The organism is Mesorhizobium sp. M0778 (assembly GCF_040320105.1).
Classification (GTDB): Bacteria; Pseudomonadota; Alphaproteobacteria; order Rhizobiales; family Rhizobiaceae; genus Mesorhizobium.
On sequence record NZ_JAMYPA010000005.1, the window covers coordinates 139,814 to 152,237 of the forward strand.

Sequence of the window (12,424 nt, forward strand, 5' to 3'; positions counted from 1 at the left end):
CCCTATCCACAGCGATTTCGGTAATGTCTGTCCATCGAAGGGACGGGCCCTTGGCCCTTGACCAGCCTGAAACCGGCCAGCTCAAATTGGCAGAGTTTACAACGCGGATTCAACTCCGCGGACAAGGTTGGTTTGTCTTTTTGATACGGTAGGGGACTGGCGTAATTGTACATGGCAGGTCGACGGTGCGCCGGCGTTTTTCGCCGGACGGCATTTTATTGCCCTGACATGACCAAGGCGGATCGGCACTTCGGCGCCGGACCGATAACGAGGCGATTCATCAGCCGGCGGTGGCGATGGTGTCGCAGCGAAGACACGGTCGCCGGAAACATGGATGCAGGAGGCGCATCCCGGCGGAAAACAGGTACAAGAGACAAGGAACTCGATCATGCAGAGCGGCGGCATCGAAAGGGAGCTTACGGGCGACCTCCCATTTCCTGGAACGTTAATCGGAAGGAACGACATGGCGGCTTCCAATGAAGCTGAACAGAAGTTCGATCGGGTCAAGGCCCAGCTGAAGGCGCGTCTGGGAACCGAGGTCTATTCGAGCTGGTTCGGGCGCATGAAGGTCGCTGAATCCTCCAAGGGCATTGTCCGCATCTCGGTGCCAACCGCATTCCTGCGTTCATGGATCAACGGCCACTATCTCGATCTCATCGCCGAGTTGTGGAAGCACGAGGATCCGGAGATCCTCAAGATCGAGATCGTCGTTCGCACCGCCACACGCCAGGGCCGCAACAGCGTCGAGCCGGAAGTGGCCCCGGCACGCAAGATGACCAGGCAGACGCAGACCGCTCTCTCTGCGGGCACGGCGAGCCCCAGCAGGGTCGAGCGGGTCCCGGCACCCCGCCCAGGAATGCCGGCAGAGACAGAGTTCCGGCACAATGTGCTCGGTTCGCCGCTCGATCCACGCTACACTTTCACCTCCTTCATCGAGGGACCATCGAACCGAGTGGCTTTTGCCGCTGCCAAGGCGGTCGCGGAATCACAGTCGAGCGCGGTGCGCTTCAATCCGCTCTTTCTTCACGCGACGGTTGGGCTGGGCAAGACGCATCTGTTGCAGGCGATCGCCGCAGAATCGCTGAAGCAGAACCCGAAATCGCGGGTCGTCTATCTGACGGCTGAATATTTCATGTGGCGGTTCGCCACCGCGATTCGCGACAACAACGCACTGACGCTGAAAGAACAGCTTCGCGACATCGACCTTCTCATCATCGACGACATGCAGTTCCTGCAGGGCAAGTCGATCCAGCATGAATTCTGCCATTTGATCAACATGCTGCTCGACAGCGCCAAGCAAGTGGTGGTCGCTGCCGACCGGCCGCCGTCGGAATTGGAGTCGCTGGAGCCGCGCGTCCGCTCGCGCCTCAACGGCGGCGTCGCGCTGGAAATGTCGGCCCCGGATTTCGCCATGCGCATCGGTATGCTCAAGCTCAGGCTTGCCACCGCCAAGCTCGACGATGTGTCGCTCGATATTTCCGAAGAGATCCTCAATCACGTTGCCCGCACGGTGACCGGCAGCGGGCGCGAGCTCGAAGGTGCCTTCAACCAGCTTTTGTTTCGCCAATCCTTCGAACCGCAGATCACCATCGACCGCATCGACGAGATCCTTGGCCACATCTATCGTTCCGGCGAGCCGAAGCGGGTGCGTATCGAGGACATTCAGCGCATCGTCGCACGCCATTACAACGTGTCGAAGACTGAACTTCTGTCCAACCGGCGCACACGCACCATCGTCAAGCCACGGCAGGTCGCCATGTACCTGTCGAAGGTGATGACGCCGCGCTCGCTGCCGGAGATCGGGCGGCGTTTCGGCGGCCGTGACCATACGACGGTGCTGCATGCCGTGCGCAAGATCGAGGATCTTTCAGGCGTCGACAACACACTGGCGCAGGAACTCGAATTGCTGAGAAGGCTGATCAACGACCAGGCCTGACGGCGCGAAAAACGCCGGCTCGCGGACTTCGGCCTTTTTATCCCCAGAAAGCCCGTGCAGCCGGCCCGAACCGGTGGCGCGGGCTTGCGTTTGCCGGGTTTTTCCTGTCAGTTTACGCAGATTCTGAGCCTGTTCAGACCTTTCGCGGGGCGCCGCTTGCCGGAGACCCGTTCATTCATTCAAGCGAGCCTGTTTCGTCATGCGTGTTATCCTGGAACGGTCAAATCTCCTGAAGTCGCTCAACCATGTTCACCGCGTGGTCGAGCGGCGCAACACCATTCCGATCCTGTCGAACGTGCTGCTCAGCGCCGAGGGGGCCAGCCTTGAAATGAAGGCGACCGACCTCGACCTGGAGGTGACCGAAGCAACGCCGGCAAAGGTCGAGCGTGGCGGGGCGACGACGGTTCCGGCGCATCTGCTCTACGACATCGTGCGCAAGCTTGCCGACGGCGCGGAGGTGGCGCTGAAGACCGACGAAGACGGCAACGCCATGACGGTGACGTCGGGGCGCTCGAGCTTCCGCCTGCAGTGCCTGCCGCAGTCCGACTTTCCCGAGCTTTCAGCCGGGTCGTTCTCGCATATTTTCCGGCTCGATTCCCTCGGGCTAAAGGGCCTCATCGAGAAGACCCAGTTCGCCATCTCGACCGAGGAGACGCGCTATTATCTGAACGGCATCTATCTGCACACGCACGAGGCTGGCGGCAAGCTGAAGCTGCGCTCGGTCGCGACCGACGGCCATCGGCTGGCGCGCGCCGAGATCGACGCACCAGCGGGCTCCGAGGGCATGCCTGGCGTCATCATCCCGCGAAAGACGGTCAGCGAGTTGCAGAAGCTGGTCGACGACCCCGACATTGCGGTGACCACCGAGCTGTCGGACACCAAGATCCGTTTCACCATCGGCAGCGTCATCTTGACCTCCAAGCTGATCGACGGCACTTTCCCGGACTACCAGCGCGTCATTCCGACCGGCAACGACAAGAAGCTGATCATCGATCGTCAGAGTTTCGCCGCTGCCGTCGATCGCGTTTCGACCATTTCGTCCGAACGCGGCCGGGCTGTAAAGCTTTCGATCGCCGAAGGCCAGGTCACGCTTGCAGTCAACAATCCGGATTCAGGCAGCGCCACCGAAGAACTGGCAGCCGACTATTCGTCCGATCCGATCGAAATCGGCTTCAACGCCAAATACCTGCTCGACGTTGCCGCGCAACTGACCGGCACGGAGGCGAAGTTCATGCTGGCGGATGCCGGATCCCCGACACTGATCCACGACATGGCCGACGAGACCGCGCTCTACGTGTTGATGCCGATGCGGGTGTAGGGCCCGAACGAGGCCATCTGCTGTCGTGACCAGATTTGCAAACCCGCGGCAGACTTACATAAGTAAGCTTACACTTACGAATTTCCGCAATTATGCGGCGTTGGCAATCGACCTTGATCCCGGCGCTGTGGTTTTCTCCGGCGACAATGGCGCCGGCAAGACCAATCTGCTTGAAGCGATCTCGCTGCTCACGCCAGGCCGCGGCCTGCGCCGCGCACCCTATGCCGAGGTGGCGCGCGAAGGCGGCGACGGTGGCTTTGCGCTGCATGCCCGGCTTGACGGGCCGGACGGCCAGGTCGAGATCGGTACCGGGATTGCAGGCAGCGACAGCGAAGGCGGCAGGCGGGTGCGGATCAACGGCGCGGCGGCGCGCTCAGCCGAAGACATGCTGGAATGGCTGCGCGTGGTCTGGCTGACACCGGCCATGGACGGCCTGTTCCCCGGGCCAGCCGCCGACCGTCGGCGCTTCCTCGACCGACTGGTGCTGGCGATCGACCCCGGCCACGGCCAGCGCGCGCTTGACTACGAAAAGGCAATGCGCGGCCGCAACAGGCTGCTCGCCGACGGTTCGCGCGACGGTGCCTGGTTCGATGCCATCGAGATGCAAATGGCGGAGACCGGCGTGGCAATTGCCGCGGCGCGTGCCGAACTGGTGCGCCTGCTCGCCGCCATGATCGACCGTCTGCCCGGCGACGGACCGTTTCCGCAAGCCGACATCGGCATCTCGGGGGAACTGGAAGGCGAAGTCGGCATTTCGCCGGCCGTCGACGTCGAGGAACGGTTCCGTCGTGCGCTTGCCCAAGGGCGCGACCGTGACCGCACCGCCGGACGCACGCTCGACGGCCCGCACCGTTCCGATCTCGTGGTGCGCCACCGGCCCAAGGCAATGCCGGCCGAACTCTGCTCGACCGGCGAGCAGAAGGCGCTGCTGGTCGGCATTGTCTTGTCGCATGCACGGCTAACCGGCGAGATGTCGGGCATGACGCCGATCCTGCTGCTCGACGAGATCGCCGCCCATCTCGACGGCGGCCGGCGCGCGGCCTTGTTCTCGATCCTGGAGGAGCTGAACTGCCAGGCTTTCATGACCGGGACCGATGCCGCGTTGTTTGACAGCCTCAAGGGACGCGCGCAGTTCCTGACCGTCGATCACGGCAAGGTCAGGCCGACCATCTGAACTTCGTCCATGACGCATTTCTGAGCCGCATGCATTGACGCCTGACAAGTTTTTTCCTCCGTTATATGGTCCGGCGATGATCACAGCCGCCCTCACCGACGAAGAGCTCGAACGCTACGCCCGCCACATCGTGCTGCCCGAAATCGGCGGCGCCGGCCAGCAGCGGCTAAAGCGAGCGCGGGTGCTGGTCATCGGCGCCGGCGGGTTGGGAGCGCCGGTGCTCGAATATCTCGCCGCCGCAGGGATTGGCACACTCGGTATCGTCGACGACGACATCGTTTCGCTTTCCAACCTGCAACGACAAGTGATCCACGCCACGGGCGATGTCGGCATGGCGAAAACCGACAGCGCCAAGGCGGCGATCATCCGCATCAATCCAAACGTCGTCGTGGAAGAGCACAATTTCAGGCTGACCGCGGACAACGCCCCTGCCCTCATCGCCGATTATGACATCGTCGTTGACGGCTCCGACAATTTCGAGACGCGCTACGCCGTGGCCGACGCCTGCGCCGCCGAAAGCCGGCCGCTCGTCCATGCCGCCGTTGGCCGCTTCGACGGCTCGGTCACGGTGCTGAAGCCGTTCGAAACCGGTCCGGACGGCACGTTGAACCCAAGCTACCGCGATCTTTTTCCCGAAGCGCCGCCGCCGGGACTGGTGCCGTCCTGCGCGGTGGCCGGCATTGTCGGCGCGCTGAGCGGGGTCATCGGCACGCTGCAAGCCATGGAGGCAATCAAGCTGATCACCGGGATTGGCGAGCCGCTGGTCGGGCGACTGCTGCTCTATGATGCACTGGCGGCACGCTTCGACACGATCCGCTACAAGCGAACTAGCCGGTGAGCCTGCCTGCCGACGTTTCCATTGTGCAGCTTGCGGCCGACTTCGATCGTTGGGACGAGGTCTTGGCACTGGTCATGCGCGCCTTCGCCTTCATGGAAGACGTTATTGATCCGCCGTCCTCGGCGCATCGGCTCACTGTCGAAAATCTTAGGGCTAAAGCGCTGGAGGAGACAGGATTCCTGGCGCTGAAGGAAAGCGAGATCGTCGGTTGCGTCTTCATCCTGGAGCGGGCAGACGACCTCTATGTCGGAAAGCTCGCGGTTGTGCCGGCTCTTCAGGGACAAGGCATCGGAAAGCGGCTGATGCAGGCTGTCGAAGATCTTGCCCGTAGCCACAACCGGGCCGCCATCGGGCTCCAGACCCGGGTCGAACTGACCGGAAACCACGCTGCCTTCGCCCGCCTCGGCTTTCGCGAAACTGAACGGACAGCGCACAAGGGCTACGACCGGCCGACCTCAATCACCATGCGCAAGGCGCTTTCGTAAGCCAACACTATCCAAAGACGAACGCGTGGTTGCCGCGGCAAGGCCATGCCGGCATGATGGCAGGTCACGCCCGCAGCGGCAGCACGCGGTCGGGCGGACGATGGCCATCGAAGAAGGCGCGGATGTTGATGATCACCTTCTCACCCATGTCGATGCGGCCTTCGAGCGTCGCCGAGCCCATATGCGGCAACAGCACGACCTTGCCTTTGTGGGCGAGCTTCAGAAGCTTGCTGTTCAGCGCCGGCTCGTGCTCGTAGACGTCGAGGCCGGCGCCGGCGATCTTGCCGTCATGGATGAGCTTGACCAGCGATTCCTCATCGATGATATCGCCGCGCGCGGTGTTGACTATGTAAGCGGACGGTTGCAGAAGCGCCAGCCGCCGTGCCGAAAGCAGGTGGAAGGTTGCCGGTGTCGATGGGCAATTGACCGAGATAATGTCCATACGGGCAAGCATCTGGTCGAGGCTTTCCCAATATGTGGCTTCCAACTCGTCCTCGATTGCCGGCAGCACGCGGTGGCGGTTGTGGTAGTGGATCGAGAGGCCAAAGGCCTTGGCGCGCCTGGCGACGGCGGTGCCGATGCGACCCATGCCGACAATGCCGAGCCGTTTGCCCCAGATGCGACGGCCGAGCATCCAGGTCGGCGACCAGCCCGCCCATTTCTTGTCCCCGGTCAGCACGTTGGCGCCTTCGGCCAGCCGTCGCGGCACGGCCAGCATCAGCGCCATGGTCATGTCGGCCGTATCTTCGGTCAGCACGTTCGGCGTATTGGTGACGGTGATGCCTTTCTTGGCCGCTGCCGCAACGTCGATCTTGTCGACGCCATTGCCGAAATTGGCGATCAGCTTGAGCTTGTCGCCGGCTTGGGCAATCAGCGCCGCGTCGATATTATCGGTCACGGTCGGCACCAGCACGTCAGCCTCCTTGACCGCCGCCACCAGTTCCGGCTGCGTCATCGGCCTGTCCTCGACATTCAACCGGGCGTCGAACAACTCGCGCATGCGGGTCTCGACCGGGTCGGGCAACTTGCGCGTGATGACGACGAGGGGCTTCTTTTTGCCTGCCATTGTTTCCTCGAACCCGATCTCGTTGAGACCTCTTTAACCAAGAACGGCGAAACTGAGAGCCGATCGCGGTACCGGTCATCCATGTAACAAGTGGTTCCGCCGAAGACAAAGAAAAAGGGGCGCGAAGGCCGATGGGCCGGCGCCGAAAGGAACGAAAGTGTCTGGTTTCGCGTCGCTCCGCCTGACCCTCAGTGCAGCATTCCTCGGCGCTCTCATCCATAGCCCACTGGTGATGGCGCAAAGTGCCGCGGCCCCCGCCCAGAGCGTCACGCTCGGACCAAGCGGCTTGCCGCTGCCGCGCTTCGTCAGCCTGAAATCCGGCCGCGTCAACTCGCGCGTCGGGCCGGGCGTCAACTATTCCGTCGATTGGATGTACATGAAACCAGGCCTGCCGATGGAGATCATCCAGGAGTTCGATACATGGCGCCGCGTGCGCGATGCCGACGGCTCGGAAGGCTGGATCAATCAGTCGCTGCTTTCGGGCCGCCGCACGGCGATCGTCGCCCCCTGGCAGCGCGGCAAGGACGCCCGCATCAACCTCCTCGACGACCCGGCAAAAGATGCAAGCGTCATCGCGATCCTCGAACCGGGGGTGATGGGCACGATCAAGTCCTGCGATGGCCAATGGTGCGAAATGACCTTCGACGGCCATACCGGCTGGCTCGCCCAGTCGCTCGTCTGGGGCGCCTATCCCGGCGAAAAGGTCAAGAACTGACGCTTCCGAACCGGAGGTCAGGCCAGCGCTGCAAGCACCGGATCCGGCATTTTGTTTCGCTGTTCTTCAATTCGGGGATGATCTAGCCGCCGATGCGGCCGAGATGGGTATCCTGGAAACTGCTCGACAGCTTCAAGCCATAGCCCAGGGCGCGGTCGATGGCGATGTGGGCGATCCAGATCAGCGCAACGGATGTCGCCAATGCATTGTCAAAGACGCTGCCGAAAAGCGCCAGCAGAACGGGCAAGACCAGTATGTGCAAGGTGTTGTAGGCGACGGCCCCGACGCGCGGCCCGGCCATGTAACCCAGGATCGACAGGTCGGGCGCCAGGACGAGCACTGCAAATAGCCACCAGGAAGCACCGGCCATTGCATAGAAGACAAGAGCCGCCACCGCGACGGCGACCTATTCGAGCCGGAGCGTCAAATCCAGGAAATTCATAAGGCGCCGGTCAGTCGCAGCGTTTCGGACGCAGTCTCACCACGATATCGACATTGGCGATCTCCATGCCTTCCGGCGGTTCCGGCAGGTTGGAAACCGTCACCGGGCCGCTGTCGATATCGAAGATCCTGTTTTCGCCCTCGATATAGAAATGATGGTGATCGGAGGTGTTGGTGTCGAAATAGGTCTTCGATCCCTCGACGGCAAGGATGCGCAAAAGGCCAGCCTGGGTGAACTGGTGCAGAGCATTGTAGACGGTGGCCAGAGACACCGGCACGCCGGCGGCAAGCGCTTCCTCGTGCAGTTCCTCGGCCGAAAGGTGGCGGTCGCCCTTGGCGAAAAGCAGATCGGCCAGCGCGATACGCTGGCGTGTCGGCCTCAGACCGGCTTCGCGAACCCGCTTGTCCACAGCGACATTATCCTTCCGGCAACCCAGATCCATCTATCCGTCGCGCCCACAGTTCCGTCTCAGACACGTCCAAAATGGCAGAAATAGAGCATCTGCCGAAATTGGACGTGTCCTGACATATATTCTGTCGGCCGAATGCGATCAATAGCGCGCATTGACCCGGGCAGACGGGCAGGTTAAGCGCAAACGCCGGTTTCCGGCCTGAAACAGATTGTGTTAGGAAACCACCAGCATGGGCGCCTATCGCCCGGGACGATCACGGGGACGAGATTGATGGCGGGTTCGAAATCCAGCTACGGTTACGAGGAATTGCTTGCCTGCGCCCGCGGCGAGCTGTTCGGACCGGGAAATGCGCAACTGCCCTATCCGCCGATGCTGATGTTCGACCGCATCACCGAGATCAGCGAAACCGGCGGTGCGTTCGACAAGGGTTTCATCCGCGCAGAATTCGATATCAAGCCGGATTTGTGGTTTTTCGCCTGCCATTTCATCGGCAATCCGATCATGCCGGGATGCCTGGGCCTGGACGCCATGTGGCAGTTGACGGGTTTCTACCTTGGATGGCTCGGCGAACCAGGCAAGGGAATGGCGCTGTCGACAGGTGAGGTGAGATTCAAAGGCATGGTCACGCCTTCGGTCAAGAAGGTGGAGTATGGCGTCGACTTCAAGCGAGTGATGCGCGGTCGGCTTGTGCTTGGCATCGCCGATGGCTGGCTGAAGGCAGATGGCGAGCCCATATATGCGGCAACGGATCTGAAGGTCGGTCTGTCCAAGCAATCGGCCGCCGGCTGAGCGAAGACCAACAGTGCCACGTCTTGGACATCTAAAGGACGCTGTAGCACTTTAATTTGCGCATGGTTCCGTTCCGGAAACTTAATCAGGTTTCGGAGGTCCGTGCTGGAAGGAGTTGCGAATGAGACGGGTCGTAGTCACAGGTCTCGGCATCGTGTCGTCGATCGGCAACAATGCCAACGAGGTGCAGGCCTCCTTGCATGATGCCAGGTCCGGCATCAGCTTTTCCGACTCTTTCGCCGAGCATGGCTTCCGTTGCCGGGTGTGGGGAGCGCCGACGCTGGATCCGTCGGGAATGATCGACCGTCGCGCCATGCGCTTCCTGTCGCAAGGTGCTGCTTGGAACCATGTCGCGATGGACCAGGCGATCGCAGACGCCGGCCTCGACGAGACCGACATCACCAACGAGCGCACCGGCATCGTAATGGGCTCCGGCGGACCGTCGACCCGTGCAATCGTCGAAGCGGCCGAGACGACGATCAAAAACGGCAGCCCCAAGCGGATCGGCCCGTTCGCGGTGCCAAAAGCGATGTCGTCGACCGCTTCAGCGACGCTTGCCACTTGGTTCAAGATCCACGGCGTCAACTATTCGATCTCATCGGCCTGCTCGACGTCAGCGCATTGCATCGGCAATGGCTACGAGCTGATCCAGTGGGGGAAGCAGGACATCGTCTTCGCCGGCGGTCATGAGGATCTCGACTGGACGATGTCGGATCTGTTCGATGCCATGGGCGCCATGTCGTCCAAGTTCAACGACAGGGCATCAGTCGCCTCGCGCGCCTACGACGTCGATCGCGACGGTTTCGTCATTGCCGGCGGCGCCGGCGTGCTGATTCTTGAAGAGCTCGAGCATGCCAAGGCACGCGGCGCCAAGATCTATGCCGAGATCGTCGGCTATGGCGCCACCTCCGACGGCTACGACATGGTGGCGCCGTCGGGCGAAGGCGCGGCTCGCTGCATGAAGCAGGCGCTCGCAACGGTGTCCTCGCCGGTCGACTATATTAATACGCACGGCACTTCGACGCCGGTCGGCGACTCCAAGGAAATGGGCGCCATCCGCGAGGTGTTCGGCGAGAAGATGCCTTTCATCACGTCGACCAAATCGCTGACCGGTCATTCGCTGGGTGCGGCCGGCGTGCAGGAATCGATCTACTCGATCCTGATGATGCAAGGCGGCTTTATCGGCGAGAGCGCCCACATTGACAACCTCGATCCGGAATTCGAAGGCATGCCGATCGTGCGCAAGCGCATCGACGAAGCCAGGATCGACACCGTTTTGTCCAATTCGTTCGGTTTCGGTGGCACCAACGCTACGCTGATTTTCCAGCGCTATTCCGCATAAGGATTTGCCGACCATGGACGGATTGATGAAGGGCAAGCGCGGGCTTGTCATGGGCGTCGCCAACGATCATTCGATCGCCTGGGGCATCGCCCGCAAACTGTCCGAACATGGCGCGGATCTCGCCTTCACCTATCAGGGTGAGGCCTTCGGGCGCCGCGTCAAGCCGCTCGCCGAGAAACTGGGCGCATCGCTGGTGGTACCTTGCGACGTCGAGGACAGCGCATCGGTCGCCGCGACTTTCGAGACTTTGGGCAAGGCGTGGGGCGGGCTGGATTTCGTCGTCCATGCCATCGGCTTTTCCGACAAGAACGAGCTGAAAGGCCTCTACGCCGACACCAGCCGCGACAACTTCATCCGCACCATGGTGATCTCCTGCTACTCCTTCACCGAGGTCGCCCGTCACGCCGCCACGTTGATGAAGGATAGCGGTTCGATGATCACGCTGACCTATGCCGGTTCGGTCCGCGTCATGCCGAACTACAACGTCATGGGCGTCGCCAAGGCCGGGCTGGAGGCCAGCGTCCGCTATCTAGCCAACGACTACGGCCCGCGCGGCATCAGGGTGAACGGCATATCGGCTGGACCGGTGCGGACGCTTGCCGGCGCCGGGATTTCCGACGCACGCCACATGTTCTCCTACCAGCAGCGCAACTCGCCGCTACGCCGCACGGTGACAATCGACGAAGTCGGCGGCTCAGCGCTCTATCTGCTGTCCGATCTGTCCTCCGGCGTCACCGGCGAAATCCACTATGTCGATTCCGGCTATCACATCGTGTCCATGCCGACGCTTGACGAGTTGAAGCAAACCGACGGCGGGCGGGAATAGCGCGAGCGACGTGTCGCCGGCTTGCCCCGCAGCGTTTCAGCGTCGCGCCGAGAAGACCTTGAACATGCCGTCGCGGGCGAGCTCCGCATGGCTGGAGAAGGCGGCCGCCAGCACCGGTTCGTAGGGAAGCTGACGGTTCGCCACCATGAACAGCCGGCCGCCCGGCTTCAGCGCCTTGCCTGCCGCGCGGATCATGCCGGCACCGATTTCGGGCTCAGTCGCCCGGCTGCGGTGAAAGGGCGGGTTCATGGCGATCACATCGTAGCGGTGCTCGACCGGCTCGCTCAAAAGATCTATCCAGAAGAAACGTGGCTCCAGGCCTGTGTTGCCGACATTGACCTTCGCCGCCTCCAGCGCCTCGAAATCCGCTTCGTAAAGGTCAAGCGCCGATATGCCGGGTGAGCGGGCGGCGACTTCGGCGGCGACATAGCCCCAACCGGCACAGAAATCCGCAACGCTGCCACGCAGATCGTTGGGCAGATTTTCGACCAGCAGCTTCGATCCGGCATCGATCTTGTCGAACGAAAACATGCCTGGGGCCGTGCGGAAGCGGTCCTCGACCACCAAGTCCGGATTGGCGGCGCGAAGCGTTGCCGCGGCGACGGTATCGGCCGGCCGGCGAAACCAGAAGGCAATGCCGTGATGCTTCGGCAGGTGGCCTTCGGGCGGCACAAGGGCGCCGACATGCTTGCGCAGGCTGGCGATACCATCGTCCTTACCGCCGGCGACGACGATCAACCCGCCTGATGCCACGTGCTCGATCGCTTCTGCGACGCGCAACTCGTTTTGTCCGCGATGGCGGCCAGCGAGCACTAGCGCCGCGTCGAAAGCCTTGCCTTCCACTTGCGGCGTGACGGTGAAGCCGGACGCCTGCAAGGCGCGAAAATGCGGCCTGAAGCCTTGGACGAGATGAAGCTTGGCATCGAAGCCTTCGAGCAAGCGAAAGCCGGGCTCGGCACCGAGAAAAAGAATACGTTCATCCTTTCGCGGCAGGGAAACGGTCCCGGCCTCGAAAGGATGGAAAAGCGTCTTCAGCGGCTCGGCGGACATTCACCACTCTTGAACTGCAAGGCTGTTGTTG

13 protein-coding genes are annotated in these 12,424 nt (G+C 62.1%); 9 read left to right on the forward strand and 4 right to left on the reverse strand.

All coding sequences use genetic code 11. The annotated features are described in order from the left end of the window. Positions 1 to 388: 388 nt before the first annotated feature. From dnaA to NKI22_RS09520, 5 genes are all read left to right on the forward strand, one after another. Positions 389 to 1,936, forward strand: coding sequence for a chromosomal replication initiator protein DnaA (gene dnaA, locus NKI22_RS09500; protein ID WP_031194174.1), 1,548 nt, complete (start codon positions 389 to 391; stop codon positions 1,934 to 1,936). A 199-nt stretch (positions 1,937 to 2,135) separates the two neighbouring features. Further along, a complete protein-coding gene (dnaN, locus tag NKI22_RS09505) occupies positions 2,136 to 3,254 on the forward strand; it encodes a DNA polymerase III subunit beta (protein WP_023719546.1) in 1,119 nt (372 codons plus the stop codon). Positions 3,255 to 3,279: 25 nt separating this feature from the next. Continuing rightward, a complete protein-coding gene (gene recF, locus NKI22_RS09510; protein WP_352493777.1) occupies positions 3,280 to 4,428 on the forward strand; it encodes a DNA replication/repair protein RecF in 1,149 nt (382 codons plus the stop codon). A 76-nt stretch (positions 4,429 to 4,504) separates the two neighbouring features. Then, positions 4,505 to 5,266, forward strand: a complete 762-nt coding sequence (locus NKI22_RS09515) for a molybdopterin-synthase adenylyltransferase MoeB (protein ID WP_031194176.1) — start codon at positions 4,505 to 4,507, stop codon at positions 5,264 to 5,266. Then, a complete protein-coding gene (locus NKI22_RS09520; protein WP_352815757.1) occupies positions 5,263 to 5,751 on the forward strand; it encodes a GNAT family N-acetyltransferase in 489 nt (162 codons plus the stop codon). Before NKI22_RS09515 ends, NKI22_RS09520 begins: the two co-directional genes overlap by 4 nt. Before the next feature lie 64 nt (positions 5,752 to 5,815). Here NKI22_RS09520 and NKI22_RS09525 read toward each other — a convergent pair whose 3' ends face one another. Further along, positions 5,816 to 6,817, reverse strand: coding sequence for a 2-hydroxyacid dehydrogenase (locus NKI22_RS09525; RefSeq protein ID WP_023719550.1), 1,002 nt, complete (start codon positions 6,815 to 6,817; stop codon positions 5,816 to 5,818). Positions 6,818 to 6,974: 157 nt separating this feature from the next. On the opposite strand from NKI22_RS09525, the gene NKI22_RS09530 reads away from it, so the two are divergent. After that, positions 6,975 to 7,532: an SH3 domain-containing protein gene (locus tag NKI22_RS09530; RefSeq protein ID WP_023719551.1), complete on the forward strand. Its 558-nt coding sequence runs from the start codon at positions 6,975 to 6,977 to the stop codon at positions 7,530 to 7,532. Positions 7,533 to 7,614: 82 nt separating this feature from the next. On the opposite strand, the gene NKI22_RS09535 is transcribed toward NKI22_RS09530, so the two are convergent. Further along, entirely contained in the window at positions 7,615 to 7,926 is a 312-nt protein-coding gene (locus NKI22_RS09535; protein WP_352815759.1) for a DUF4260 domain-containing protein, read from the reverse strand. A 58-nt stretch (positions 7,927 to 7,984) separates the two neighbouring features. Beyond that, entirely contained in the window at positions 7,985 to 8,416 is a 432-nt protein-coding gene (gene irrA, locus NKI22_RS09540; RefSeq protein ID WP_023676913.1) for an iron response transcriptional regulator IrrA, read from the reverse strand. A gap of 240 nt (positions 8,417 to 8,656) precedes the next feature. On the opposite strand from irrA, the gene fabA reads away from it, so the two are divergent. The 3 genes from fabA to fabI all read left to right on the forward strand — a co-directional run bounded on the left by fabA (position 8,657) and on the right by fabI (position 11,343). Continuing rightward, a complete protein-coding gene (fabA, locus tag NKI22_RS09545; RefSeq protein WP_352483234.1) occupies positions 8,657 to 9,175 on the forward strand; it encodes a 3-hydroxyacyl-[acyl-carrier-protein] dehydratase FabA in 519 nt (172 codons plus the stop codon). 121 nt (positions 9,176 to 9,296) lie between these two features. Beyond that, positions 9,297 to 10,517, forward strand: a complete 1,221-nt coding sequence (gene fabB / locus NKI22_RS09550) for a beta-ketoacyl-ACP synthase I (protein WP_023719554.1) — start codon at positions 9,297 to 9,299, stop codon at positions 10,515 to 10,517. A gap of 13 nt (positions 10,518 to 10,530) precedes the next feature. Next, on the forward strand, positions 10,531 to 11,343 hold the full coding sequence (gene fabI, locus NKI22_RS09555; protein ID WP_023719555.1) for an enoyl-ACP reductase FabI: 813 nt from the start codon (positions 10,531 to 10,533) through the stop codon (positions 11,341 to 11,343). A gap of 36 nt (positions 11,344 to 11,379) precedes the next feature. On the opposite strand, the gene NKI22_RS09560 is transcribed toward fabI, so the two are convergent. After that, positions 11,380 to 12,393 carry a class I SAM-dependent methyltransferase gene (locus NKI22_RS09560; RefSeq protein WP_352483235.1) on the reverse strand — a complete coding sequence of 338 codons (1,014 nt, stop codon included), beginning with the start codon at positions 12,391 to 12,393 and terminating at the stop codon, positions 11,380 to 11,382. Positions 12,394 to 12,424: the final 31 nt, after the last annotated feature.

Coding starts and splice junctions, on each gene's coding strand:
- irrA (WP_023676913.1), bottom strand. CDS start 8,416: ATGGATCTGGGTTGCCGGAAGGATAATGTCGCTGTGGACAAGCGGGTT.
- dnaN (WP_023719546.1), top strand. CDS start 2,136: ATGCGTGTTATCCTGGAACGGTCAAATCTCCTGAAGTCGCTCAACCAT.
- dnaA (WP_031194174.1), top strand. CDS start 389: ATGCAGAGCGGCGGCATCGAAAGGGAGCTTACGGGCGACCTCCCATTT.
- NKI22_RS09525 (WP_023719550.1), bottom strand. CDS start 6,817: ATGGCAGGCAAAAAGAAGCCCCTCGTCGTCATCACGCGCAAGTTGCCC.
- fabB (WP_023719554.1), top strand. CDS start 9,297: ATGAGACGGGTCGTAGTCACAGGTCTCGGCATCGTGTCGTCGATCGGC.
- NKI22_RS09560 (WP_352483235.1), bottom strand. CDS start 12,393: ATGTCCGCCGAGCCGCTGAAGACGCTTTTCCATCCTTTCGAGGCCGGG.
- fabI (WP_023719555.1), top strand. CDS start 10,531: ATGGACGGATTGATGAAGGGCAAGCGCGGGCTTGTCATGGGCGTCGCC.
- NKI22_RS09515 (WP_031194176.1), top strand. CDS start 4,505: ATGATCACAGCCGCCCTCACCGACGAAGAGCTCGAACGCTACGCCCGC.
- fabA (WP_352483234.1), top strand. CDS start 8,657: ATGGCGGGTTCGAAATCCAGCTACGGTTACGAGGAATTGCTTGCCTGC.